The 23779-nt window shown below is 61.6% G+C and carries 25 protein-coding genes and 1 pseudogene; 6 read left to right on the forward strand and 20 right to left on the reverse strand.

What is annotated here, in order from left to right; all coding sequences use genetic code 11:
• Positions 1-255: 255 nt before the first annotated feature.
• From N4Q37_RS26390 to ccoN (N4Q37_RS26435), 10 genes are all read right to left on the reverse strand, one after another.
• On the reverse strand, positions 256-666 hold the full coding sequence (locus N4Q37_RS26390) for a type II toxin-antitoxin system VapC family toxin (RefSeq protein WP_260963127.1): 411 nt from the start codon (positions 664-666) through the stop codon (positions 256-258).
• Positions 667-921, reverse strand: a complete 255-nt coding sequence (locus tag N4Q37_RS26395) for a type II toxin-antitoxin system Phd/YefM family antitoxin (RefSeq protein ID WP_260963128.1) — start codon at positions 919-921, stop codon at positions 667-669.
• Between the two features lie 141 nt (positions 922-1062).
• Entirely contained in the window at positions 1063-2046 is a 984-nt protein-coding gene (gene ccoP, locus N4Q37_RS26400; protein ID WP_260963129.1) for a cytochrome-c oxidase, cbb3-type subunit III, read from the reverse strand.
• A complete protein-coding gene (locus N4Q37_RS26405) occupies positions 2043-2228 on the reverse strand; it encodes a cbb3-type cytochrome oxidase subunit 3 (protein WP_105523028.1) in 186 nt (61 codons plus the stop codon). Before N4Q37_RS26405 ends, ccoP (N4Q37_RS26400) begins: the two co-directional genes overlap by 4 nt.
• Before the next feature lie 5 nt (positions 2229-2233).
• Positions 2234-2842: a cytochrome-c oxidase, cbb3-type subunit II gene (gene ccoO / locus N4Q37_RS26410; protein WP_025110367.1), complete on the reverse strand. Its 609-nt coding sequence runs from the start codon at positions 2840-2842 to the stop codon at positions 2234-2236.
• Complete coding sequence (gene ccoN, locus N4Q37_RS26415; protein ID WP_260963130.1) at positions 2842-4284, reverse strand: cytochrome-c oxidase, cbb3-type subunit I; 1443 nt, start codon at positions 4282-4284, stop codon at positions 2842-2844. The genes ccoO (N4Q37_RS26410) and ccoN (N4Q37_RS26415) overlap by 1 nt, the downstream gene beginning before the upstream one ends.
• Positions 4285-4774: 490 nt before the next feature.
• Positions 4775-5731, reverse strand: a complete 957-nt coding sequence (ccoP, locus tag N4Q37_RS26420; protein WP_260963131.1) for a cytochrome-c oxidase, cbb3-type subunit III — start codon at positions 5729-5731, stop codon at positions 4775-4777.
• Positions 5728-5931, reverse strand: coding sequence for a cbb3-type cytochrome oxidase subunit 3 (locus tag N4Q37_RS26425; protein ID WP_260963132.1), 204 nt, complete (start codon positions 5929-5931; stop codon positions 5728-5730). Before N4Q37_RS26425 ends, ccoP (N4Q37_RS26420) begins: the two co-directional genes overlap by 4 nt.
• A 5-nt stretch (positions 5932-5936) precedes the next feature.
• Positions 5937-6545 carry a cytochrome-c oxidase, cbb3-type subunit II gene (ccoO, locus tag N4Q37_RS26430; RefSeq protein WP_260963133.1) on the reverse strand — a complete coding sequence of 203 codons (609 nt, stop codon included), beginning with the start codon at positions 6543-6545 and terminating at the stop codon, positions 5937-5939.
• 10 nt (positions 6546-6555) lie between these two features.
• Complete coding sequence (gene ccoN, locus N4Q37_RS26435; protein ID WP_260963134.1) at positions 6556-7980, reverse strand: cytochrome-c oxidase, cbb3-type subunit I; 1425 nt, start codon at positions 7978-7980, stop codon at positions 6556-6558.
• 96 nt (positions 7981-8076) lie between these two features.
• Between ccoN (N4Q37_RS26435) and N4Q37_RS26440 the strand changes: the two genes are divergently transcribed.
• Positions 8077-8763 carry an alpha/beta family hydrolase gene (locus tag N4Q37_RS26440; RefSeq protein WP_260963135.1) on the forward strand — a complete coding sequence of 229 codons (687 nt, stop codon included), beginning with the start codon at positions 8077-8079 and terminating at the stop codon, positions 8761-8763.
• A gap of 101 nt (positions 8764-8864) precedes the next feature.
• On the opposite strand, the gene N4Q37_RS26445 is transcribed toward N4Q37_RS26440, so the two are convergent.
• From N4Q37_RS26445 to acnA, 3 genes are all read right to left on the reverse strand, one after another.
• Positions 8865-10430, reverse strand: a complete 1566-nt coding sequence (locus tag N4Q37_RS26445) for a methyl-accepting chemotaxis protein (RefSeq protein WP_260963136.1) — start codon at positions 10428-10430, stop codon at positions 8865-8867.
• A gap of 78 nt (positions 10431-10508) precedes the next feature.
• On the reverse strand, positions 10509-11297 hold the full coding sequence (locus N4Q37_RS26450; protein ID WP_260963137.1) for a CPBP family intramembrane glutamic endopeptidase: 789 nt from the start codon (positions 11295-11297) through the stop codon (positions 10509-10511).
• A 102-nt stretch (positions 11298-11399) separates the two neighbouring features.
• Positions 11400-14141: an aconitate hydratase AcnA gene (gene acnA / locus N4Q37_RS26455; protein ID WP_260963138.1), complete on the reverse strand. Its 2742-nt coding sequence runs from the start codon at positions 14139-14141 to the stop codon at positions 11400-11402.
• A 167-nt stretch (positions 14142-14308) separates the two neighbouring features.
• On the opposite strand from acnA, the gene rlmM reads away from it, so the two are divergent.
• Positions 14309-15397, forward strand: a complete 1089-nt coding sequence (gene rlmM / locus N4Q37_RS26460) for a 23S rRNA (cytidine(2498)-2'-O)-methyltransferase RlmM (RefSeq protein ID WP_260963139.1) — start codon at positions 14309-14311, stop codon at positions 15395-15397.
• 142 nt (positions 15398-15539) lie between these two features.
• A complete protein-coding gene (gene tusA / locus N4Q37_RS26465) occupies positions 15540-15791 on the forward strand; it encodes a sulfurtransferase TusA (protein ID WP_260963140.1) in 252 nt (83 codons plus the stop codon).
• Here the strand turns inward: tusA and N4Q37_RS26470 are convergent.
• A pseudogene (locus N4Q37_RS26470) lies at positions 15788-15958 on the reverse strand (MATE family efflux transporter); the annotation flags it as partial. The gene tusA and the pseudogene N4Q37_RS26470 sit on opposite strands and share 4 nt — an antisense overlap.
• A gap of 29 nt (positions 15959-15987) precedes the next feature.
• On the opposite strand from N4Q37_RS26470, the gene pdxB reads away from it, so the two are divergent.
• Entirely contained in the window at positions 15988-17130 is a 1143-nt protein-coding gene (pdxB, locus tag N4Q37_RS26475) for a 4-phosphoerythronate dehydrogenase PdxB (protein WP_260963141.1), read from the forward strand.
• Positions 17131-17375: 245 nt separating this feature from the next.
• Here pdxB and N4Q37_RS26480 read toward each other — a convergent pair whose 3' ends face one another.
• The 6 genes from N4Q37_RS26480 to N4Q37_RS26505 form a co-directional block, all read right to left on the reverse strand.
• Positions 17376-17609: a hypothetical protein gene (locus N4Q37_RS26480; RefSeq protein WP_260963142.1), complete on the reverse strand. Its 234-nt coding sequence runs from the start codon at positions 17607-17609 to the stop codon at positions 17376-17378.
• Positions 17610-17635: 26 nt separating this feature from the next.
• The gene (locus N4Q37_RS26485) at positions 17636-18433 is read right to left on the reverse strand and encodes a DUF6630 family protein (RefSeq protein ID WP_260963143.1); all 798 of its coding nucleotides are present in this window, start codon (positions 18431-18433) and stop codon (positions 17636-17638) included.
• Between the two features lie 173 nt (positions 18434-18606).
• On the reverse strand, positions 18607-18954 hold the full coding sequence (locus tag N4Q37_RS26490; protein ID WP_260963144.1) for a hypothetical protein: 348 nt from the start codon (positions 18952-18954) through the stop codon (positions 18607-18609).
• A 149-nt stretch (positions 18955-19103) separates the two neighbouring features.
• Positions 19104-19850, reverse strand: a complete 747-nt coding sequence (locus N4Q37_RS26495) for a substrate-binding periplasmic protein (RefSeq protein WP_260963145.1) — start codon at positions 19848-19850, stop codon at positions 19104-19106.
• A gap of 134 nt (positions 19851-19984) precedes the next feature.
• Entirely contained in the window at positions 19985-20899 is a 915-nt protein-coding gene (locus N4Q37_RS26500; RefSeq protein WP_260963146.1) for a pyridoxal-phosphate dependent enzyme, read from the reverse strand.
• A 234-nt stretch (positions 20900-21133) separates the two neighbouring features.
• Entirely contained in the window at positions 21134-21769 is a 636-nt protein-coding gene (locus N4Q37_RS26505) for an FMN-dependent NADH-azoreductase (protein WP_260963147.1), read from the reverse strand.
• A 107-nt stretch (positions 21770-21876) separates the two neighbouring features.
• Between N4Q37_RS26505 and N4Q37_RS26510 the strand changes: the two genes are divergently transcribed.
• Positions 21877-22731, forward strand: a complete 855-nt coding sequence (locus N4Q37_RS26510) for a LysR family transcriptional regulator (RefSeq protein WP_260963148.1) — start codon at positions 21877-21879, stop codon at positions 22729-22731.
• Positions 22732-22769: 38 nt separating this feature from the next.
• Complete coding sequence (locus N4Q37_RS26515) at positions 22770-23549, forward strand: SDR family NAD(P)-dependent oxidoreductase (RefSeq protein WP_260963149.1); 780 nt, start codon at positions 22770-22772, stop codon at positions 23547-23549.
• Positions 23550-23779 lie beyond the last annotated feature (230 nt).

Raw genomic sequence — 23779 nt, forward strand, 5'->3', positions numbered from 1 at the left:
GTGATGCCCGTGGCGGCCACCACGGCAGCGGTGGCCAGGGCGGTGATGGCGATGTTCGCGGCTACCTCGAGCACGCCACCGAGGATGTCGGCCATCATCGAGGTGTGTTCCAGCGCGTCGCCCAGGCGAGCGGCCCAGAGTGCGTCAGACATGCCGGAGCCCCGGACGTTTGACGGCCATTTGCTTGAAGGGGTCTATACCTACCACTACGCCTGTCTCCTTGGCGATGAGTTGAGGATCCGTTGTAACGTTATTTCAGCTTGACCACGGATTGAGCAGCGCCACGCCACTGCTCTGAAAATCGTTCACATTGCGAGTGACCACAGTCAGCCCGTGGACCAGCGCGGTTGCGGCGATCAGCGCGTCGCATTCATTGCTGCGGTCCGGTACATGGAGCCGGGCGCAGCGTAGCGCGACGGCGCGGTCGATCGTCAGGATTCTACCTGCGAACGCAGGCATCACATGGTTATCCAGCCATTCACGCAGGCGGCTGCCTTGAGCGGGGTCCTTGCGTTCGAGGCGCAATATGCCGGTTTCCAGTTCCAATACGGTAATCGCCGAGACATACAGGCTGGGAGCAGAAACGCTGCGCGCCCAGGCTTGGACGTTTTTATCGGCTTGAGGTTTGCGCAGTTCCGAAATGACGTTGGTATCGAGCAAGAACATTCAGGACAGGTCCACCGGGCGGGGAGTGATGACGGCACGCTCGGTCTCGAAATCGATATCCGGCGCATCGGGCATGACCAGCAACTCGACAATGCTGGCGTTGACGCCGGTCAGTTTCTGGTACTCCTCAATGCTTAGCAGCACATGGGCCGGCTTGCCACGGTCGGTGATGATTACCGGTCCTTCACGGGTGGCTTTTTTGGCACCACTTGTGTCGTGGTTGAATGCGCGGCTGGAGATAGTGGTGATGGACATGGCGGTGCCCCTCATTGAACTTGAATGTAGGCACGTTACTACTCGCACCGATGGCCGGCAAGCGAAACAGGACGGGACACCGTGAACAAAAAGGCCCCGCCAATCGGATTGGCGGGGCCTTTCGTGTATCAGGTGCTCGTCTTACTGGGCGTCAGCGGCCGGAGCCTTTTCGCCGTGGGACAGGCTATAGACGTAGGCGGCCAGCAGGTGGACCTTGTCGTTGCCTTGCAGGTCGGCCTGGGCCGGCATCTGGCCTTGGCGACCGTAGCGGATGGTCTGCTGCAGTTGCGCGAAGCTCGAGCCGTAGATGAACGCGACCGGATGCGTCAGGTCAGGTGCACCCATGGCCGGCGTGCCTTTGCCCGCCGGGCCGTGGCAAGCCACGCAGTTGGCGGCGAAGAGTTTCTGGCCGTTGGCCGGATCGGCCTTGGCGCCTTCCGGCAACTTGCGACCGTGCAGGCCGGTCACCAGGTAGGACGCGACGTCGGCAACACCTTGCTCTCCGATCACGGCAGCCCAGCCCGGCATCACCGCGTGACGACCGCCCATGATGGTGGTCTTGATGGTTTCCGGCTCGCCGCCCCAGCGCCAGTCGGCGTCGGTCAGGTTAGGGAAGCCATAGGCGCCCTTGGCGTCGGAACCGTGGCAGACCGAGCAGTTGGAGGCGAACAGACGGCCACCCATCTTCAGGGCTTGCGGGTCCTTGGCGACTTCTTCGATCGGCATGGAGGCGAACTTGGCGAAGATCGGACCGAACTTGGCGTCCGAACGAGCCATTTCCTTTTCCCACTCGTGGACGCCGGTCCAGCCGCTCTGGCCGTTGGCGAAGGCAGTCTGCTTTTCGGTGTCCAGGTAGTTATAACCCGGCAACAGGCCTTTCCAGTTGCCCAGGCCAGGGTAGAGCGCCAGGTAGCCGAGGGCGAACACGATGGTGCCCACGAACAGCATGAACCACCATTTCGGCAGCGGGTTGTCGTACTCCTCGATCCCGTCGAACGAGTGGCCAACGGTCTCGTCCGTTTGCTCGGCGCGCTGGCCTTTGCGGGTCGACAGCAACAGCCAGGTCAACGAGAAGATCGTTCCCAGGCTGAGGACTGTGACGTACAGACTCCAGAATGTAGTCATTCTTTGTTACTCCTAGAAGCTTGCTCGACGTGCTTGATGGCTTCGGGATCATCCGCGAACGGCAGCAAGGTCGCGTCGTCAAACTCCGACTTGCGCTTGGGGCTGAACACCCACAGGGCCAGGCCAACGAAGGCAACCATCACGACGACGGTGCCCAGGCCACGAATCATCCCGATATCCATACGAATCACCGTTTGCTTTTGATGATGGTGCCCAGGCCTTGCAGATAAGCCACCAGTGCGTCCATTTCAGTCTTGCCCTTCACGGCATCCTTGGCACCGGCGATGTCTTCGTCGGTGTAAGGCACGCCCAGAGTGCGCAGGACTTCCATTTTTTTCGCGGTGTCTTTGCCGTCGAGCTTGTTTTCTACGAGGAACGGATAAGCCGGCATCTTCGACTCAGGTACCACGTTGCGCGGGTTGTACAAGTGCGCGCGGTGCCAGTCGTCGGAGTAGCGGCCGCCAACACGGGCCAGGTCCGGACCGGTACGCTTGGAACCCCACAGGAACGGGTGGTCCCAGACGCTTTCACCGGCGACCGAGTAGTGGCCGTAGCGTTCGGTCTCGGCGCGGAACGGTCGGATCATCTGCGAGTGGCAACCCACGCAGCCGTTGGCGATGTAGATGTCGCGGCCTTCCAGTTCAAGGGCCGAACGCGGCTTCATGCCTTCGACCGGCTTGTTGGTCACGTCCTGGAAGAACAGCGGAACGATCTGGGTCAGGCCGCCGATGCTCACGGCGATGACCATGAAGAAGGCCAGCAGGCCAATATTCTTCTCTACTGCTTCGTGCTTCATCAGTGAGCTCCAACTACGGCGATCTTGGCGGCGGCTTCAGCTTCAGCCGGGTCAGAAGCACGAACGGTGCGATACACGTTGTAGGCCATGAACAGCATGCCGGTGGCAAAGAACGCGCCGCCCAGGGCCCGTACGATGTAGCCCGGATGGCTGGCTTGCAGGGCTTCGACGAACGAGTAGGTCAGGGTGCCGTCGTCGTTGATCGCGCGCCACATCAGGCCTTGGGTGATGCCGTTGACCCACATCGAGGCGATGTAGAGCACGGTACCGATGGTGGCGAGCCAGAAGTGCGTGTTGATCAGGCCGGTGCTGTGCATCTGCGTGCGACCGAACAATTTCGGGATCATGTGGTAGATCGCGCCGATGGAAATCATCGCCACCCAGCCGAGTGCGCCGGCGTGTACGTGGCCAATGGTCCAGTCGGTGTAGTGGCTCAGGGAGTTGACGGTCTTGATGGCCATCATCGGGCCTTCGAAGGTCGACATGCCGTAGAACGCCAGGGACACCACCAGGAACCGCAGGATCGGGTCGGTGCGCAATTTATGCCAGGCGCCCGACAGGGTCATCATGCCGTTGATCATGCCGCCCCAGCTCGGAGCCAGCAGGATGATCGACATCGCCATGCCCAGGGACTGGGCCCAGTCCGGCAGTGCGGTGTAGTGCAGGTGGTGCGGACCGGCCCAGATGTACAGGGTGATCAGCGCCCAGAAGTGCACGATGGACAGGCGGTAGGAATAGATCGGACGTTCGGCCTGTTTCGGCACGAAGTAGTACATCATCCCCAGGAAACCGGTGGTCAGGAAGAAGCCCACGGCGTTGTGGCCGTACCACCACTGGATCATCGCGTCGGTCGCGCCCGAGTAGGCCGAGTACGACTTGAACAGGCTGACCGGCAGCGACATGTGGTTGACGATGTGCAGCATCGCCGTCACGACGATGAAGGCGCCGTAGAACCAGTTGCCGACATAGATGTGCTTGGTCTTGCGCTTGACGATGGTGCCGAAGAACACCAGGCCGTAGGTCACCCAGACAATGGCCAGCAGGATAGCCAGGGGCCATTCCAGTTCCGCGTATTCCTTGGTGGTGGTGTAGCCCAGCGGCAAGGTCACGATGGCGCCGACGATGACCGCTTGCCAACCCCAGAAGGTGAAGGCGGCGAGGCTGTCGGAGATCAGTCGGGTCTGGCAGGTTCGCTGCACGACGTAGTAAGAAGTGGCAAACAATGCACAACCACCGAAGGCGAAGATCACCAGGTTGGTGTGCAGTGGGCGCAGGCGTCCAAACGTCGTCCAGGGCAGGTCGAAGTTCAACTCCGGCCAGACCAGTTGCGAGGCGATGAAGACACCGAGCCCCATGCCAAGGATCCCCCAGACCACCGTCATGATGGCGAACTGGCGGACTACCTTATAGTTATAAGCAGTCGGACTGATTGCTGTGCTCATTCTAAGGTTCCACGGTTTGGGTGTTTTATTAGGATAAAAATCGGTCGCAAGTATGGAGAAAGCGGGGGGGCATTGCAACGCGCCATGACCTGGGTCAATGCTTTCCAAAGCTGATTCTGCGGCCTTTCCATGTTCCGTGTAGGGACAAAATTGACCCTCGGCAAAACGTCGAGTCGAAGGAAAGAGGCGAGGGGGGCGGGTCGGTTGTAACGGGGTGTGTTCACACGCTGCGTTCGGGAAATGCCGGGTCGCTATCGTGATAGCCGGTATTCGCCTGCCTTTGCGGCTTTTTCGTCGAACGATTGTCGAACACATCGGGTCGGGTCGACCGCTGACCGGCAGTCGCCAGTGCACGCAAAGGCAAGCGTAGACGCGATTGCGGGGATTCGAAAGGAAGACGGAGGAAGGGTGCGACAAAAAGAAGCAGCTGCGAGCTGCGAGCTTCAAGCTGCAAGCGAGTAAGCGTCGCTTGCAGCTTTTGCTTTTGCTGTTACTTGAGGCTTGCAGCTTGCGGCTTGCCGCTCAACTGCTCATCACTTTTGGAAAGGCTGTAAACGTAGGCCGCGAGCAGTTGCACCTTGTCATTGCCGAGCAGTTCGCTCTGCGCCGGCATGTGGCCCTGGCGACCATGGCGAATGGTCTGTTGCAGTTGTGCCAGGCTGGTGCCATAGATGAAGCCGGCCGGATGCGTCAGGTTCGGCGCGCCCATGGCTTCGGTGCCCTGGCCGTTGGCACCGTGGCAAGCAACACAGGTGGTGCTGAACGTTTGCTGGCCCGCTTGCAGGTCGGCACCGTTGTCCGCTGGCAGTGGCAGGCCGGCCAGGTCGTGGCGAACGTACGCGGCCACGTTCTTGACTCCGGCTTCCCCGAGGATTTCGCCCCAGGCCGGCATCGCCGCCATGCGGCCGCCCATGATGGTGGTCTTGATGGTGTCGGCCGCACCGCCCCAGCGCCAGTTGCTGTCGGCCAGGTTCGGGAAGCCGAAGGCACCCTTGGCGTCCGAGCCGTGGCAGACCGAGCAGTTGGAGGCGAACAGACGACCGCCCATCTTCAACGCCTGCGGATCCTTGGCGACTTCTTCTACTGGCATCGCCGCGAATTTGGCGAAGATCGGCCCGAACTTGGCGTCGGCCTTGGCCATTTCCTTTTCCCACTCATGGGCACCGGTCCAGCCATTTTCGTAGCCGGGCAAGATGCCTTTCCAATTGCCCAGGCCCGGATAGAGCACCAGATAGCCGACGGAAAACACCAGGGTGCCGGCGAACAGCAGGAACCACCACTGCGGCAACGGGTTGTCGTACTCCTCGATGCCGTCGAAGCTGTGGCCCATGGTCTGGTCGACGCTGCCCTTGGTCTCGCCCTTGCGGGTGCCAATCAGCAGCCAGGTCAGGCCGATCAGGCTGCCGAGGGTCAGTACGCAGATCCACGTACTCCAGAAGGTGGTCATGGCTGGGTACTCCTTGTTGCAGGGTCTTGGGGATTGGCGGGGTCGGACGACAGTTCGTCGGCGAACGGCAGCAGGCGCGCCTGGGCGAATTCCGGGCCGCGCTTGCTGCTGAAAACCCACAGGATCAGGCCGATGAAGGCGACGAAGACCACGACTGTGCCCAGGCCGCGGATCATTCCAGTGCTCATTTCAAGAAACATGGGGCTCACCTCTTGCTCTTGATGGCAGTGCCGAGCACTTGCAGGTAGGCCACCAGCGCGTCCATCTCGGTCTTGCCCTTGAGCGTGGCCGTTGCGCCTGCGATGTCATCATCGGTGTACGGCACGCCGAGGGTGCGCATGGCGCGCAGCTTGCCTTCGGTGTTGCTGCTGTCCACCGCCTGGGTCACCAGCCATGGGTAGGCCGGCATTTTCGACTCGGGCACCACGTTGCGCGGGTTGTACAAGTGCGCGCGGTGCCAGTCGTCGGAGTAGCGCGCGCCGACCCGGGCCAGATCCGGCCCGGTACGCTTGGAACCCCACAGGAACGGGTGGTCCCAGACGCTTTCACCGGCGACCGAGTAGTGGCCATAGCGTTCGGTCTCGGCGCGGAACGGTCGGATCATCTGCGAATGGCAGCCGACGCAGCCTTCGCGGATGTAGATGTCGCGGCCTTCCAGTTGCAGGGCGGTGTAGGGCTTCATGCCGTCCACCGGTTTGTTGGTTACGTCCTGGAAGAACAGCGGCACGATCTGGGTCAGGCCGCCGATGCTTACGGCCAGCACCATCAGCAGCATCAGCAGGCCGACGTTTTTTTCGATTGTTTCGTGTTTCATGGCGGACTCCTCAGACCATCTGCGCGGCAGCGGCAGCTTCGGCAGGCTGGTAGGCCCGCACGGTGCGCCAGGTGTTGTAAGCCATCAGCAGCATGCCGCTGAGGAAGACCGCACCGCCCACCAGCCGTACGATGAAGCCGGGGTGGCTGGCCACCAGGGTTTCGACGAAGGAGTAGGTGAGCGTGCCGTCCTCGTTCACCGCACGCCACATCAGGCCCTGGGCGATGCCGTTGACCCACATCGAGGCGATGTAGAGCACGGTGCCGATGGTCGCGAGCCAGAAGTGCGCATTGATCAGGCCGATGCTGTGCATCTGTGGCCGGCCGAAGACTTTCGGGATCATGTGGTAGAGCGCGCCAATGGAGATCATCGCCACCCAGCCGAGTGCGCCGGCGTGTACGTGGCCGATGGTCCAGTCGGTGTAGTGGGAGAGGGCGTTGACGGTCTTGATGGCCATCATCGGACCCTCGAAGGTCGACATGCCGTAGAACGCCAGGGACACCACCAGAAAGCGCAGGATCGGGTCGCTGCGCAACTTATGCCAGGCACCGGAGAGGGTCATCATGCCGTTGATCATGCCGCCCCAGCTGGGGGCCAGCAGGATCAGCGACATCACCATGCCCAGCGACTGGGCCCAGTCCGGCAATGCGGTGTAGTGCAGGTGGTGTGGGCCGGCCCAGATGTACAGGGTGATCAGCGCCCAGAAGTGGACGATGGACAGGCGATAGGAGTACACCGGGCGTTCGGCCTGTTTCGGCACGAAGTAGTACATCATTCCCAGGAAACCCGCGGTGAGGAAGAAGCCCACGGCGTTGTGGCCGTACCACCATTGCACCATTGCGTCCGTGGCCCCGGCATACACCGAGTAGGACTTGGTGAAGCTCACCGGCAGTTCCAGGTTGTTGACGATGTGCAGGATCGCCACCGTCAGGATGAACCCGCCGAAGAACCAGTTACCCACATAAATGTGCTTGGTCTTGCGCGTGGCCACGGTGCCGAAGAACACGATGGCGTAGGCGACCCAGACGATGGTGATCAGGATGTCGATCGGCCATTCCAGCTCGGCGTACTCCTTGGAACTGGTGTAGCCCAGTGGCAGGCTGATGGCCGCCAGCAGGATCACCAGTTGCCAGCCCCAGAAGCAGAACGCGGCGATTTTCGGTGCAAACAGCTGCGTCTGGCAGGTGCGTTGCACCGAATAGAACGAGCTGGCGAACAGCGCGCAGCCACCAAAGGCGAAAATCACCGCGTTGGTGTGCAGCGGGCGCAGGCGGCCGAAGCTGGTCCAGGGTAAATCGAAATTGAGCTGCGGCCAGACCAATTGGGCGGCGAGAAAAACCCCGAGCCCCATGCCGACGATGCCCCACACCACCGTCATAATGGCGAATTGGCGGACCACCTTGTAGTTGTAGGCGGTACTGATAGAAGTGTTCATGGTTCCCCATCCACGGTTCAGCCGAAGAGCTTGGCGGCGCAGGGCAGCGCAGCGTTCTTCGCCTGGAGTTATAGGCAGACTAAAAGCGAGGCAAGCATGGACAAACAGCACAAGGCCAGTATTGACGGGGATCAATGGGCGCGGTGCGTGCAGCAGCATGGTTGGCGCTGGACGGCCGCGCAATCGGGCACGCTCGACGGGGCGCCAACGCTGATCCTCGCCCATGGCGCCGGTGCGCCGATGGACAGCGAATTCATGGAACAAATGGCCGCGCGCCTTGCTGCGCATGGGGTCAACGTGTTGCGTTTCGAGTTCCCCTACATGGCCCAGCGGCGCCAGGATGGGGGCAAGCGTCCACCCAACCCGACCCCGAAGCTGTTGGAGTGCTGGCGCGAGGTGTACGCCTCGGTGCGGCCTTATGTCGCTGGACTGCTGGCCATCGGCGGCAAGTCCATGGGCGGGCGCATGGCGAGTTTGCTGGCCGATGAGTTGGGCGCCGATGCGCTGGTGTGCCTGGGGTATCCCTTCTACGCAGCGGGCAAACCGGAAAAACCGCGAGTCGAGCATTTGGCGACATTGAAGACCCGGACCTTGATCGTCCAGGGCGAGCGTGATGCGCTGGGCAACCGCGAAGCGGTGCAGGGTTATGCGCTGTCACCGAGTATCGAGGTGTCGTGGCTGGTGGCGGGGGATCATGACTTGAAGCCGTTGAAAGCTTCGGGATTCAGTCATGAGCAACATCTGGAGGCGACAGCGACCCAGGTGGCGGCGTTTCTCCAGTAGGTTCTTTGCTGGGTGGGATGGCCTGCTCACGATAGCGGCCTGTCAGGCGACAAAAAACCCGGAAGCGTTCGCTGTCCGGGTTCTTTGTTTGTCAATTGAGCTCAGCGGTTAAACCGCTCCACCAACGAATACTGCGTGGTGGCCGTGCGGGTCAGTTCTTCGCTCAGCAGCGCCGAACTGTGGGCTTGGCCCGAGGTCTGGTCGGCCAGTTCCGAAATGTTGCTGATGTTGCGGCTGATTTCCTCGGCCACTGAGCTTTGCTCTTCGGTGGCGGCGGCGATCTGGGTGGTCATGTCGGTGATGTTGGCCACCGCTTCGCTGATCCCCACCAGCGCCTGGTCCGCCTCCATGACCCGCGCCACGCCTTCCTCGGCCTGGCGATGGCCGGCGTCCATGGTCTGCACGGCATTGGTGGCCGTCTGCTGGAGCTTGGCGATCAGGGCGTGGATCTGCCCGGTGGACTCGCTCGTGCGTTGCGCCAGTTGTCGCACTTCGTCGGCCACCACGGCAAAACCGCGGCCCATTTCACCGGCACGGGCCGCTTCGATAGCGGCGTTGAGCGCCAGCAGGTTGGTCTGGTCGGCGATGCCCTTGATCACGTCCACTACGCCGCCGATCTCGTCACTGTCCCTGGCCAGTTGGGTCACGGTCTGCCCGGTCTCGCCGACCACGACCGACAGGCGCTCGATGGCCTCGCGGGTTTCCCCGGCGATGTCGCGGCCACGCCCGGTCAGTCGATTGGCTTCCTGGGTGGCATCGGCGGTGCGTTGCACGTGGCTGGCGACTTCCTGGGTAGTCGCGGCCATCTGGTTGACCGCCGTGGCGACCTGTTCGGTCTCCAGGCGCTGACGCTCCAGGCCGCTGGAACTGTCATGGGCCAGGGTGTTGGACTGGCGCGCCTGGTCGTTGAGGTGCTCGGCGGTGTCCTGCAAGCGGGTGAGGCAGGTTTTCAAGCGGGCTTCCTGGCTGAGAATCGACATCTCCAGGCGTGCCTGCGCGCCACGGCTGTCGGTGTACATGCGGGCGATCAACGGGTCGGAGGTCGTCTGTTCGGCGAGCCGCAACAGGCGCTTGATCCCGCGTTGTTGCCATTGCAGGCCCAACAGCCCCAGCGGCACCGACAACAACGCAGCGAGGGCAAAGCCCCATTGGGAGTTCAGGAAGGCGCCGACGATGAAGCTCAACTGGCTGACCAGGATAAACGGCAACCAGTCCTGAAGCATCGGGACCCACTTGTCGCTGCGCGGGACCGCCGGCTTGCCCTGGTTGATGCGTTGATAGAGCGCTTCGGCGCGGCTGATCTGCTCGGCGGTGGGCTTGACCCTGACCGATTCATAGCCGACCACCTGGTTGCCTTCGAAGATGGGCGTGACGTAGGCGTTGACCCAATAGTGATCACCGCTCTTGCAGCGATTCTTGACGACGCCCATCCAGGGCGAGCCCTGTTTCAATGTTTCCCACATGTGCGCGAACACGGCGGGCGGTACGTCCGGGTGACGCACCAGGTTGTGCGGTGAACGGATCAGTTCTTCTTTCGAAAACCCACTGACGTCCACGAATGCCTCGTTGCAGTAAGTGATCACGCCCTTGGCATCGGTGGTGGAAATCAATCGTTGTTGCGCCGGAAAAGTTCTTTCGCGCTGTGTGACGGGCTGGTTGTTACGCATGTTTTTTTAGGTCCGCAAGGCTTTGAAAGGTTGTCGGCGCTGTCAGGCGTTAATTGAAGTTATTTTTATCTTTCGCTATCACGCCAGCATCGGGTAGGTAAATAGGGCGAAATGAAGCAGGTTGAGCGAAAAATGGGTGGCGATTGCCGCGGCCAGCCCGCCAAAGCGGTAGGCCAGCCCGTAGCCGATCCCTGCCAGGCCTGACAGCAGTACCCACTGCCAACCGGCCCCGGCGTGCACCAGGCCGAACACCAGCGAGGCGAGCAGCAAGGCCAGGGCATCGCCATGATTTCGCTGTTTGAAGTAACGACCCAGGCCACCCTGAATGTAGCCACGAAACAGCGCTTCCTCCACCACCGTCACCAATAAAAGGTTGTTGAGAATCCACAGCCAGGCGTGTTCGGGCCATTTCGGCGCCCAGTGGATCATGCCCAGCAGCATCGCACCGCCCAAGGCCAGTACAGCGCTCAAGGCCAGGCCCAGCGCCGTGGCGTAGACCGACAGGCGCAACGAGCGCCGACCAACGATCCAGGGACAAGCCAGGAGCAGCCAGAAGCCGATCAGCGGTTTGTCCTGGTTCAGGTACATCGCAAACGGCGCGGCATCGTCGGTCAGGCGTTGTGTCGGGATGGCCCGGCCATTGAAGAAACCGGGCATCAAGTGCAGGGCCAGCGCCAGGGCCATGACCAGGAACAGTGCGTGGCCGAGAAACCGGCCGACCGGTGTCTGCTGCTGGCGAACCGCATAACCGGCGAACAGCAGGAGTGCGAAGGAGATGGTCGCGGTCCAGGCCAGTTGTCCGTAAGCGACGGCCAAGGTATAGCCGAGGGAAAGAAGGGCCAGGTAGGGCCAGGGTAGAGCGGGCATATCACATCCTTGATACAGAAGAACCATTGCGGCCGGGATTATAGGCAAGCCCATAAAAAAACACCGCCCATGAGAGGCGGTGTTTTCGTAAGACGCTTCTTTTTATGCTGCAATCAATTGCCGTAGGACGTAGTGCAGTATCCCGCCCGCCTTGAAATACTCCACTTCGTTCAAGGTGTCGATCCGACACAGCACTTCAATGCGCTCCTGGCGCCCGTCTTCGCGGGTGATGACCACCGGCAGGTTCATGCGCGGTGTCAGCTCGACGTCGCTCAGGCCCAGGACCTCCAGGGTCTCCTTGCCGGTCAGGTTCAGGCTCTTGCGGTTCTGGTCGAGCTTGAACTGCAATGGCAGCACACCCATGCCCACCAGGTTGGAGCGATGGATGCGCTCGAAGCTCTCGGCGATCACCGCTTTGACCCCCAGCAGGTTGGTGCCCTTGGCGGCCCAGTCGCGACTCGAACCGGTGCCGTATTCCTGCCCGGCGATCACCACCAGGGGCGTGCCGCTGGCCTGATACAGCATGGCGGCGTCGTAGATCGACATTTTTTCGCCACTGGGGATATAGAGGGTATTGCCACCTTCTTCGCCGCCGAGCATTTCGTTGCGAATGCGGATATTGGCGAAAGTGCCGCGCATCATCACCTGGTGATTGCCGCGCCTTGAACCATAGGAGTTGAAATCCCGGGGTTCGACGCCTTGTTCGCGCAGGTAACGGCCGGCCGGGCTGTCCGTCTTGATGTTGCCGGCCGGGGAGATGTGGTCGGTGGTCACGGAGTCGCCCAGCAGGGCCAGGACCCGCGCGCCCTTGATGTCCTTGATGGCGGGTGGTGGCCCACCGATATCATCGAAGAAAGGTGGGTGCTGGATGTAGGTCGAGTCCGGTTGCCAGACGTACGTGGCCGCTTGCGGCACTGCGATGGCTTGCCATTGCTCATCGCCGGCAAACACGGCGGCGTATTCCTTGTGGAACATGCCCGTGTCGACTTGGGCCACCGCATCGGCCACTTCCCGGCTGCTGGGCCAGATGTCCCGCAGGTACACCGGCTTGCCGTCCCGGTCGTTGCCCAGCGGCTCGCTGCTGATGTCGATGCGCACCGTGCCAGCCAGCGCGTAGGCGACCACCAGCGGGGGCGAGGCCAGCCAGTTGGTTTTCACCAGTGGGTGCACCCGTCCTTCGAAATTGCGGTTGCCCGACAGCACCGAAGCCACGGTCAGGTCGGCCTTCTGGATGGCTCTTTCAATCGGCTCGGGCAACGGGCCGGAGTTACCGATGCACGTCGTGCAACCGTAACCCACCAGGGCGAAACCGAGCTGGTCTAGGTATTGGGTCAGCCCGGCGGCCTGGTAGTAGTCGGTGACCACCTTGGAACCCGGTGCCAGGGAACTCTTGACCCAGGGTTTGCGGGTCAGGCCTTTTTCCACGGCTTTTTTCGCCAGCAGCCCGGCGGCCATCATCACGCTGGGGTTGGAGGTGTTGGTGCAGGAGGTAATGGCGGCGATCACCACCGCGCCGTTTCTCAAGTGGTGGGTCTGGCCTTCGAATTCGTATTCGGTTCCTCCCACCTGATCGGCGTTGCCCACGGCGACGCCACCGCCACCTTCGCTTTCCAGGCGACCTTCTTCTTTGCTGGTGGGCTTGACCTGCAGGCCGAGGAAGTCACTGAAGGCCTGGCCGACGTTCGGCAGCGCGACCCGGTCTTGCGGGCGTTTCGGTCCGGCGAGGCTGGCTTCGACACTGCCCATGTCCAGCTCCAGGGTATCGGTGAACAGCGGCTCCTGGCCGGGCAAGCGCCACAGGCCCTGGGCCTTGCAATAGGTTTCGACCAGTTTCACGGTATCCGCCGGACGCCCGGACAGGCGCAGGTAGTCCAGGGTCACGTCATCTACCGGGAAAAAACCGCAGGTGGCGCCGTATTCCGGAGCCATGTTGGCGATGGTGGCGCGGTCGGCCAGCGGCAAGTCGGCGAGGCCGTCGCCATGGAACTCGACGAATTTGCCCACTACGCCTTTCTTGCGCAGCATCTGCGTGACGGTCAGCACCAGGTCGGTGGCGGTGATGCCTTCGCGCAGCTTGCCGGTGAGCTTGAAGCCGATGACCTCGGGAATCAGCATCGACACGGGTTGGCCGAGCATGGCTGCTTCCGCCTCGATCCCACCGACACCCCAGCCCAGTACGCCGAGGCCGTTGATCATGGTGGTGTGGGAGTCGGTGCCCACCAGGGTGTCGGGGAAGGCATAGGTGCGACCGTCTTCCTCCGCGGTCCATACGGTGCGCCCCAGGTATTCGAGGTTGACCTGATGGCAGATGCCGGTGCCCGGTGGCACCACGCTGAAATTGGCGAAAGCGCTCTGGCCCCAGCGCAGGAAGGCGTAGCGTTCACCGTTGCGCTGCATTTCGATGTTGACGTTCTGTTCGAACGCCTGGCGGCTGGCGAACCGGTCGACCATGACCGAGTGGTCGATCACCAGGTCCACCGGCGACAAGGGGTTGATCCGCTGCGGATCGCCGCCGGCCTTCTCCACGGCGGCGCGCATGGCGGCCAGGTCGACCACGGCGGGGACCCCGGTGAAGTCTTGCATCAGCACCCGCGCCGGGCGGTACTGGATCTCCCGGTCGGAACTGCGTTCCTTGAGCCACCCGGCCAAGGCCTTGAGGTCGGAGCCGGTGACAGTCGTCCCGTCCTCCCAGCGCAGCAGGTTTTCCAACAGCACTTTGAGCGACATGGGCAGCTTGTCCAGCTCACCCAGGCTCCGGGCGGCCTCCGGCAGGCTGAAATAATGGTAGGTCCTGGCGTCGACTTGCAGCGTCTTGAGGGTTTTCAGGCTATCGATGGAGGGCATTGAAATCACTCCTTTGAGTCCGCACGGCGACGGACTGACGGAACGGACAGAGCTTTTAACCTAGTCCTGTTTTGGCTGAATGACTAATCACGGGACACTCGAAGAAGGCCCGGGGTTCCGAACTCCGCTATCATGCGCCGGTTTCGTGACAGCGCTACGGAGTTTCAATGAACACGCTTTTCATGCACTGCCGGCCGGGTTTCGAGGGCGAGGTCTGCTCCGAGATCGCCGACCATGCCGCGCGCCTGGGCGTGGCGGGCTACGCCAGGGCCAAACCGGCCAGCGCCTGCGCCGAATTTGTCTGCAGCGAAGATGACGGTGCCGAACGGCTGATGCGTGGCCTGCGTTTCGCCGAGTTGATCTTCCCGCGTCAATGGGCGCGCGGCACCTTCATTGACCTGCCGGAAACCGACCGCATCAGCGTCATCCTGGCCCACATGGCGGCATTGCCGACCTGCGGCAGCCTGTGGCTGGAAGTGCTCGATACCAACGACGGCAAGGAACTGTCGAACTTCTGCAAAAAATTCGAAGGCCCGCTACGCAAGGCATTGAGCGGGGCCGGCAAGTTGTTGGAAGACCCGCGCAAGCCGCGCCTGTTGCTGACCTTCAAGAGCGGTCGCGAGGTATTTTTGGGGCTGGCGGAGGTCGACAACTCGGCGATGTGGCCGATGGGCGTTCCCCGATTGAAGTTCCCCCGGGAGGCGCCGAGCCGCTCGACCCTCAAGCTCGAAGAGGCCTGGCACCATTTCATCCCCCGGGACCAATGGGACGAGCGCCTGCACAGCGACATGACCGGCGTGGACCTCGGCGCCGCGCCGGGCGGCTGGACCTGGCAACTGGTCAACCGCGGCATGCTGGTGACCGCCATCGACAACGGCCCGATGGCCGAGAGTCTGATGGACACCGGGCTCGTGCAACACCTCATGGCCGACGGCTTTACCTTCAAGCCCAAACAGCCGGTGGATTGGATGGTCTGCGACATCGTCGAGAAGCCGGCGCGCAACGCGGCGATGCTGGAGGAGTGGATCGGCGAAGGGCATTGCCGCGAGGCGGTGGTCAACCTCAAGCTGCCGATGAAACAGCGCTATGCCGAAGTGAAGCGCCTGCTCGAACGCATCGCCGATGGCTTCAAGGCCCGGGGTATCAAGGTGGAGATCGGTTGCAAGCAGCTGTACCACGACCGCGAGGAAGTGACGTGTCATTTGCGGCGGTTGGACGCGAAAAAGCCCCGTGGGAGCAAAGCTTGCTCGCGATGAACGATGATGCGGTCAGGAGACCGAGGTGCCTGCGTCGCGAGCAAAGTTTGCTCCCACAGGTGCTTTCACATGTTTGCGATTCCACAGGCTTTGCTCTCAACCGACATTGCGCGACAATGCTGACCAGTTTCAGGAGTACACGATGAGCGAAATGAACGACACACCGGTCGACGGCACGCTGGATGCCACCGGCCTCAATTGCCCGGAACCGGTGATGATGCTGCACCAGCACATCCGCGACCTGATCCCCGGCGGGTTGCTGAAGGTGATCGCTACCGACCCCTCGACGCGCCGCGACATCCCCAAGTTTTGCGTGTTCCTGGATCACGAACTGGTGGCCCAGCGTGAGGAAGCAGGCACGTACCTCTACTGGATCCGCAAGAAGCTCGGTTAATCCTTCGAGTGGCTGATACGGATCTGCTTGCGTGCACTGCGCGCCAAGCGGATCGACAGCATCAACGCCGCACAGCTCAAGCCAGCGATCAAACCCTGCCACTGTTGTAATGCTATTGGGGATTTGTAATCGCTCCAGGTAATGCGCAGGCCCACGGGAACGCCTACACTGCCCACCCCGCCAAAGGAGCTCTGCCATGCTGATCGTCGCCGACGAAAACATTCCCCTGCTTGATGCATTTTTCCAAGGTTTCGGCGAAATCCGTCGGGTGCCGGGTCGCGGCATCGATCGCTCGATGGTTGCCCAGGCCGATGTGTTGCTGGTGCGCTCGGTCAGCCAGGTCAATCGGGCGCTGCTCGAAGGCAGCAAGGTTCGCTTCGTGGGCACGTGCACCATCGGCACCGATCATCTGGACCTGGACTATTTCGCCGAGGCCGGGATTCGCTGGGCCAGTGCGCCGGGCTGCAATGCCCGCGGCGTGGTGGACTATGTGCTGGGGAGCCTGATGACCCTGGCGGAAATCGAAGGCGCAGACCTCAAGCGACGTACCTTCGGAGTGGTTGGGGCGGGCCAGGTGGGCGGGCGCCTGATCGAGGTGCTCAAGGGGCTGGGGTGGGCAGTGAAGGTCTGCGACCCGCCGCGCCAGGCGGCCGAAGGGGGCGACTATGTGAGCCTGGAGCAGATCATCGAACAGTGCGATGTGATCAGCTTGCACACCCCCTTGACCCGCGACGGCGCGCAACCGACCTGGCATCTGTTCGACGAAGATCGCCTGAACCGGCTCAAGCCCGGCACCTGGCTGATCAACGCGGCCCGGGGGCCGGTGATCGACAACGCGGCATTGCGTGAGGTGCTATTGGCCCGTGAAGACCTGCAAGCGGTGCTTGATGTGTGGGAGCAGGAGCCGACCGTGGACGTGGACCTGGCCGACCTGTGCGTGATCGCTACGCCGCACATTGCCGGTTATAGCCTCGACGGCCGCCAGCGTGGTACGGCACAGATCTACGAAGCCTTGTGCGCGTTTCTCGAACAACCAGCCCAAGTCAGTCTCAGCGACTTGCTGCCCCGGCCCTGGCTGGGCGGCATCACCCTGGATGCCGAAACCGACCCTGCCTGGGCGCTGGCAGTGCTGTGCCGGAGCGTGTACGACCCGCGTGGCGACGACGCGAATTTTCGCCGCAGCCTGGTGGGCACGGTCGACGAGCAGCGCCGCGCTTTCGATGTGTTGCGCAAGCACTACCCGCCGCGCCGGGAAATCGACAGCCTGAAGGTACGTATCGACGGCCCGTCGCCGGCCCTGCAACAGATCGTGACCGCACTGGGAGCCACGCCCCTTTAATTGTGGAGCGATTTCTGTGGCGAGGGAGCTTGCTCCCGCTGGGATGCGAAGCAGCCCTAGGCTCTGTACGAAAAGTCTTGAGACGAAGGTCAGGCAAGGCGAAAACAGCCGAGGAACGGCCGGGGTCGCGCTCGACTTTACGGGTTGTAAATGAGCATTCCGAGGCTGTTTTCAACGCAGCATGAACGAGTATCAAGGCTTTTCGTACAGAGCCTAAGTGCTGTCACGGATCTCTGTTGTAGCAGTTATCCGAAAGAAGGCATCGGCCCCAGTGAGTTCAGCAGCCAGGTAATCGCGGCCACTGCGGCGAGCACCGTAACCACCAGGCCGATCAGCAGCCACTTGGCAATTTTCAGCCACTTCGGTTGTGCGGGCTGGGGAACGAGGGCCTCCAGCGCGAGGCGTTTTTCCTCGGTGCAGCGTGGGCAGGGGGCGTTTTCCTGGAAAATCACGGCCCGGCATTGGTCACAGATTTTCATGGCTCAATCCAGGCTCGTGGAAGGATTCAGTATTCATAGACAATCCCCAGGCGCTCCATGACTTCCAGTGCGTTGGCCAGGGCCAGGCCGTTCATGGAGAGGCAGGCGAAGGTCTGGTATTCATCGAAATGCGTGCCGATGGCCAGCAGCTTCAAATCATGGGCGTCCAACTGTGCGTTGAAATACTGGAGCAATGCCCGCTCCCAGTGGTCGGCACGGTTAACCGCATCGACAGCCTTGGCATCCGGCGTCGCGATCTCGATGCCCAACCGCCGCAGCGGTGCGAGGGCGTTGACCGCACCGACGCCCTGGGTCGGCCATTCCTTCCATTCGAATTCAGCCAGCCGATTGGCCTCGGCGAGCGCTGACTGGAGCTGAGTCCAGGCCCAATCCCACTGCCCGGTAGGGGCAGGAATGTTTTGCGCGAGCGTGTCCGCGTGCGTCTCGTCGAACAAGTAATAGAACAGATCGGCCAGGGTATCGGCCACAGCCAGCGGCGGCCCTTGCTCGGTGTCCAGGTCACGGCTCAAGCGCTCCCACAAACTGCCGAGTTCCTCCCAATCCTCTTCATCCATGTCATCTTCGATCACCTGGGCCTTGTCGCCGCGTTCGTAGTCGTCCAGTCTCGTCATGAGCACACGTACCCGGCCGTCGGCGAGATGGACGTCGTAGCTGCGGTAATCTAGGTAATTGGTCTGGAAAACGATACGCTCGGGAAACACCTCATGGGTGAGGCTTTCTTGCGCATCGAAATACACGCCGCCCTCAAGTTCGCCATGGGCGCGGGTGATGCGTTGAAACGACAACAGGTCGATTGGATTCATGTGGCTCAGGTCTTATGGATGAGGGTGGAGCATGGAAGCTCATGCGCGCCGTACAAATGTACCGACCTCCTGATGGGCGCTGATCGTACACCAGGGAGAGGGGCGCGCGTGACCGCGCCGTTGCCGTCATTCATCGACGGCAGGCGGAATCCACGGCCCCGAAGCCTGCGGGATCAGAATGGCATCGGCAGCGGCAATGCTGTGGCGTTCAGATGGCTCAGGAAGAGGAATCCACTCACCAGCACCGCATTGACCGACCAGGCCACCGTGAGGAAGCGGGCGATCTGGCCGTAGACGGGACTGCGGACATTGTCGGCGTTGCGCCATACCGCGTTGAGCATGCAGGCGGTATACGCCACGAAAGCCAGCAGCATCAAGCCGAACAGGGACGGGGTCACCCGGTTGAACGCCATCAGGATCAGGCCAAACAGCACATTGCTGAGCGCCACGCCATAGAGCCAGAACACCACCCACAGCGCAGTGTGGCCCTGGGTATTCAACCAATGCTGAAACTTGCTCATTATCACTCCTTGGCCCCTTGAGGGTCCGTGTATCCCTACAAGCCCGTACAGCCTTGAATCGGAGGGTGATCGATACGGCAGTGGCGGGCGCCTGTACACGTTTGAGTCTAGCGGGTTTTTTGACGTGCCCTTGGTCGATGTCGGGTGAATCATTGCTCTGTGGGCTGTTCGTAGCGCCGCTGGATGCGCGCCAACTCGCCGGAGCTGCGCAACTGCTCCAGGGCGCGAGCCCAGGCGGCGACCACCTTGTCGTCACTGTCGGGGCTGAAGGCGATGTACAGCGATGAGCGATACAACTCGATGGGAATCTTGCGCAGCGTGCCGGGGGGAATCTTCAATTGGCGGCTGTAGTAAGCCAACCCCGCATCGGTGTCGCCGATGACGATCTCGGTGCGTCCGGCCAGGAGCATGCGGTACAGCTGCCGGCTCTCGGTGGCGCTTTTGTCCAGGTTGTTGAAGCCCATCGATTGCAGCATCTGCGGTACCAGGCCGGCATGGCGCGTGGTGATCTGCGGGGCATGCAGCAATTGCTCCAGGGAGTTCACCGGCGGCGTGGTGCTCAATTGATAGGGGTGGATGGATTCTTCCACGATTGGGCCGACCCACTTGAACAATGGCTCGCGCTCCGGTGTGCGGAACATCGAGTACATGATGGTCTTGGGGCGGCTCTTCAGGATCTGGCTGGCGCGCATGCTCGGTTGCATCGATATCTCGAATTGGTCCCCGGTCAGCGCCATGATGGCCCGCACGATCTCCGTGGTCATGCCGGTGAGTTGGTTGTCCTCCTGGTAGTTGTACGGGGCCCATTCTTCGGTTACGACCTGATACTCCTCGGCCTGCACAACCGTGCCAAGCAATAGACAGAGCAGCGCTGCCGCAGATGTCGAGGGTTTCACGTGGGCTCCTGGTGAGCGATTGGGGGCGAATCGCAAAGGCAACGTAAGCATAGACTCAAACACGAGCCTGTCGGATTGACGTGCTTCAGCGAAAGGAGCGGTGACCGATCGGGCCGGCCGCCTCCAACCGGTGCTTATATCGCGGCGGCCCACTGCCGGATTTGTGCGAGGGTGGCCGTTGCCCCGCCGCAAACCACCACCAGGACGTTAGCGTATCGATCCAGTGCATGGGGTTCATAAGCCAGGGAGAGCGCGGCCCCGCAGGCCGGCTCGACCAGAACGCGATGATCGAGCAAAAACTGTTCGCAGGCATCGAGCGCCTGCCGGTCGGTCACGACCACGCTTTCGATCCGATGGGTTGCGCGGTACTGGAAGGCCTGGTCACAGATCCGTTTGGCTCCCAGGGAGGTGGCGACAGAACTGATGCGCTCGATTTCCACCGGTCGACCGGCCTCGGTGGCGGCGCGAAAGGACGCAGCCCCTTCGGTCTCGACAGCGATGACCGGAACGTCTTGCCAGCCATTGCGGTGAAGGCCTTCGACTACCCCGCAAAGCAGCCCGCCACCGCCCACCGAAAGCACTACGGCATCCGGCTTGTGCCCGGCCTGTGCCACCTCATCGATCAGCGTGGCGTGGCCCGTCCATAACAGCGGGTCATCAAAAGGATGAATGAACGCATCGTCTGGGGATGCCAGGGTCAGCGCCAACTGGTTCGCTTCCTGCCAGGAGCTGCCATGGACAATCACCGTCGCCCCCTCCAGGGCCAGCAATTGCTTGGCTCGCTCGGTGGTGGTTTCCGGCACGACAACGGTCACAGGCAGGCCCAATCGGCGTCCGGCATAGGCCACGGCAAGCCCCGCATTGCCGCCCGAAGACGAAATAAATCGCTTGGCGCCACGGGCGTGATAGGTCTCACAGGCATGCCCGACGCCACGCAACTTGAACGACCCGCAGGGCTGCAACGCGTCAATCTTGAGCCAGATAGCGCGCTGTGCGATCGCGCTGAGTTGACGGGATTCAATCAAGGGAGTGTTGATGTGCAGAGTCATTGCTGAGTCCTTTCGTCTATCGAACTGAACCGCTACCCGGCCGAAATACCCGCACATATGGCGTCCAGTGACGGCGCCGCTTGCGGTCAGTGACTGCGAGCTCTGGCGCGAGCAGGCGGACCATAGCTTACGTCTCTGATCAGCGCAATTGGGGGGCGCCTGTCCTTACCCGTTTATGCAAGCCCGGGCGGTCAAGGCGCCTTTACCCGAAGCGAAGCAATGCTTCATGAAGGCTCAAATACTGTCCGCTAATCGCCTGGCCTGTTGATTCGCTGCCTCTCGCGCACTGCGATCAACGTCTTCCCCCAGGATGGTTTTTTCCACAATCACCGAATGCACATCCGTCACGCCGACAAACTTCAGCCAGGCTTCAACGTAGGGTTTCTGAAAATCGAAGCGGGTTGCTGGCGTGATCGACTGGGCCGAAAAATCCAAGCCTCGGGCATACATCACCACGGCTGTTTTGTTGACCAGCAGACCTTCCAGGCCGTGCTCCGGATCAAAGCTGAACAGGATGTCTTTCTGCGACACCAGGTCGATGAAGTGCTTGAGTTTGTAGGGGATGCTGAAGTTCCACAGCGGTACGGACATCACCAGCACATCAGCGCGATGCAGGTGATCGGCCAAGTCCTTTAGCGTGTTCCAGGCGTCCTGTTGCGCGGCAGTCAAGGGCGTGCCATTGAGCCCGGCGTATTTGGCCTCCAGGGCCAGGTCATCGAATTCCGGTAACGCCAGGCTCCATAAGTCGAGCGTGACAATGTCGGTGTCCGGTGCGTTTTCCCGATAACGCGTAATGAAGCTGCGAGCGACTTCCAGGGAAGCCGAACGCTGCTTGCGGGGAGAACATTCAATATGGAGAAGAGTCGTCATGGCGCGCCTCGATCAGTGGGGGGAATAGGGCAGGTGGGCGCATTGCAACATAGCTATATTTGAAATATAAATTGTAAATTCATGCGCTATTTATCACGTATAAAACTATGTTCGATCACCTGCTGCTCAAGACCTTTGTCACTGTCGTCGAGGAAGAAGGTTTCAGTCGTGCCGCCCAAAAGCTGCACCTCACGCAATCTGCGGTCAGTGGTCATGTACGGCGACTGGAGGAACAGGTCGGCAAACCGCTGTTGACCCGCACCACTCGCGCTCAGCAATTGACACCCGATGGCGAGCGCCTGGTCGCTTATGCGCGCACGATTCTTACGTTGAACCGTGATGCCTGGGCCGAACTGACGCGCACACCGTTTCACGGGCGACTGCGGATCGGGGTGTCCGACGATTTTGTCGAGGCGCGGTTACTGCGCACCTTCCAGGATTTCGCGGCGCAGTACCCGGGCATGGAGATCGACGTGCAGGTCGGCATTCCGGGGACGTTGCTGAACCTGATGAAGCAAGGCCATCTGGAGCTGGTCGTCGGTTCGCTGTGCGAAACCAGCGAGGCTGGGTTGCTGCTCTGGCAAGAGCCGCTCGTGTGGGCCTGGTCGGCGCAACCTGTCACCCAGTTACCGACGCCGCTGCCGTTGGCCCTGTTCCCCGAACCGTGCCCCTACCGGGAGGCGGCGCTGACGAGGTTGGCCCAGGCCGGAATCGCCCAACGCACGGCAATGTTATGCAGCAGCGCCGCCGGGTTGCGAGCAGCGGCACTTGCCGGTTTCGCGGTAGCGCCCATGGCCGCCAGCCAATTGGGGCAAGGGCTGGCGGTTCTTGGCGGCGAACACGGATTGCCGGATTTGCCGGATGTGCAATTTCGATTGTTTACCGCTGCGGATGTGGATCGCACGATTGTGGCGGCGGTGACTCGGTTGGTTGTGGAGTATTGTTCCGGGCGTAGGGTTTGATTAAGAGGTCCATGAATCTGCGGCAGAGGAGTAAGGCAATGGCTGAAAAGTGGAATCATCAGGTCGCTCTGATCAGCGGTGCTGGCAGCGAGCAGGGGATCGGGATGGCCGTCGCGCGGTGCCTGGGCGCGGCTGGCGCGAAGCTGATCGTCACCGCCAGCAGCGCACGGATCCACGATCGGGTCGGCGAGTTGCGTGCCGCCGGTTTTACCGTGGAAGGTCGCCCGGTCGACCTGACCGATGAGGAACAGGTGGGCGAGTTCATCACCTGGGCGTATTCGCTGTGGGGGCGTGTCGACATCTTGGTGAACAATGCCGGCCTGACCGTGCAGGGTAAACTCGAAGCTGCCGCCGAGTTGGCCAACATGAGCGTGGAGACTTGGTCAGGCTCCATCGCGCGCAACCTCACCACCGCGTTTCTGCTGACTCGCGGCGTACTGCCAGGTATGCAGGCAAGGCGTTATGGCCGCATCGTCAACATCAGTTCCACTACGGGTACCCGCGACAGTTATCCGACCGGTGCGGCCTACAGTGCTGCTAAAGCCGGGATGGTGGGCATGGGCATGAGCCTGGCCCAGGAAGTCGCCAAGCAGGGCATTACCGTGAACTCAGTTGCCCCCGGCTGGATCGCGACAGGCTCGAGTTCACCGGAGGAAGAACGGGCCGCCGTTTACACGCCAATCGGACGGGCAGGCCGCCCGGAAGAGGTGGCTGCGGCAGTGGCGTTCCTGGCTTCTCCAGAAGCCAGCTACATTACGGGTGAGATACTGGTGGTGGACGGTGGTAATTGTCTGGTTGAGAACAAAAGCCCGGAGTGAGGGGCGCAGAGGGCGGATTCATTCTGTTGGATAACTGTCCCGCTTCCGTCTTCATTCATGGAGTCTGCACCCAATGCTGCAAAAAACACGCAATTGCGGACTCATCATCCTATCGAGCGACGTATAGATTCACGGCAACTATTGGCAACCGTAAAGTGCTGGTGGTGGGGATTCGGCATATGTCCAGGTTTGTGCCCAACGTCGAGGCAATAAAATCAGCCTGGGCGCAA

Origin of the sequence: Pseudomonas citri (genome assembly GCF_025336485.1) — a bacterium.
Classification (GTDB): domain Bacteria; phylum Pseudomonadota; class Gammaproteobacteria; order Pseudomonadales; family Pseudomonadaceae; genus Aquipseudomonas; species Aquipseudomonas citri.

Coding starts and splice junctions, on each gene's coding strand:
- ccoP (WP_260963131.1), bottom strand. CDS start 5,731: ATGACCACCTTCTGGAGTACGTGGATCTGCGTACTGACCCTCGGCAGC.
- N4Q37_RS26510 (WP_260963148.1), top strand. CDS start 21,877: ATGTTCGATCACCTGCTGCTCAAGACCTTTGTCACTGTCGTCGAGGAA.
- N4Q37_RS26500 (WP_260963146.1), bottom strand. CDS start 20,899: ATGACTCTGCACATCAACACTCCCTTGATTGAATCCCGTCAACTCAGC.
- ccoN (WP_260963134.1), bottom strand. CDS start 7,980: ATGAACACTTCTATCAGTACCGCCTACAACTACAAGGTGGTCCGCCAA.
- N4Q37_RS26485 (WP_260963143.1), bottom strand. CDS start 18,433: ATGAATCCAATCGACCTGTTGTCGTTTCAACGCATCACCCGCGCCCAT.
- acnA (WP_260963138.1), bottom strand. CDS start 14,141: ATGCCCTCCATCGATAGCCTGAAAACCCTCAAGACGCTGCAAGTCGAC.
- N4Q37_RS26450 (WP_260963137.1), bottom strand. CDS start 11,297: ATGCCCGCTCTACCCTGGCCCTACCTGGCCCTTCTTTCCCTCGGCTAT.
- ccoO (WP_260963133.1), bottom strand. CDS start 6,545: ATGAAACACGAAACAATCGAAAAAAACGTCGGCCTGCTGATGCTGCTG.
- N4Q37_RS26490 (WP_260963144.1), bottom strand. CDS start 18,954: ATGAGCAAGTTTCAGCATTGGTTGAATACCCAGGGCCACACTGCGCTG.
- pdxB (WP_260963141.1), top strand. CDS start 15,988: ATGCTGATCGTCGCCGACGAAAACATTCCCCTGCTTGATGCATTTTTC.
- tusA (WP_260963140.1), top strand. CDS start 15,540: ATGAGCGAAATGAACGACACACCGGTCGACGGCACGCTGGATGCCACC.
- N4Q37_RS26445 (WP_260963136.1), bottom strand. CDS start 10,430: ATGCGTAACAACCAGCCCGTCACACAGCGCGAAAGAACTTTTCCGGCG.
- N4Q37_RS26440 (WP_260963135.1), top strand. CDS start 8,077: ATGGACAAACAGCACAAGGCCAGTATTGACGGGGATCAATGGGCGCGG.
- N4Q37_RS26480 (WP_260963142.1), bottom strand. CDS start 17,609: ATGAAAATCTGTGACCAATGCCGGGCCGTGATTTTCCAGGAAAACGCC.
- N4Q37_RS26505 (WP_260963147.1), bottom strand. CDS start 21,769: ATGACGACTCTTCTCCATATTGAATGTTCTCCCCGCAAGCAGCGTTCG.
- rlmM (WP_260963139.1), top strand. CDS start 14,309: ATGAACACGCTTTTCATGCACTGCCGGCCGGGTTTCGAGGGCGAGGTC.
- N4Q37_RS26405 (WP_105523028.1), bottom strand. CDS start 2,228: ATGGATATCGGGATGATTCGTGGCCTGGGCACCGTCGTCGTGATGGTT.
- N4Q37_RS26395 (WP_260963128.1), bottom strand. CDS start 921: ATGTCCATCACCACTATCTCCAGCCGCGCATTCAACCACGACACAAGT.
- ccoO (WP_025110367.1), bottom strand. CDS start 2,842: ATGAAGCACGAAGCAGTAGAGAAGAATATTGGCCTGCTGGCCTTCTTC.
- ccoP (WP_260963129.1), bottom strand. CDS start 2,046: ATGACTACATTCTGGAGTCTGTACGTCACAGTCCTCAGCCTGGGAACG.
- ccoN (WP_260963130.1), bottom strand. CDS start 4,284: ATGAGCACAGCAATCAGTCCGACTGCTTATAACTATAAGGTAGTCCGC.
- N4Q37_RS26425 (WP_260963132.1), bottom strand. CDS start 5,931: ATGTTTCTTGAAATGAGCACTGGAATGATCCGCGGCCTGGGCACAGTC.
- N4Q37_RS26390 (WP_260963127.1), bottom strand. CDS start 666: ATGTTCTTGCTCGATACCAACGTCATTTCGGAACTGCGCAAACCTCAA.
- N4Q37_RS26515 (WP_260963149.1), top strand. CDS start 22,770: ATGGCTGAAAAGTGGAATCATCAGGTCGCTCTGATCAGCGGTGCTGGC.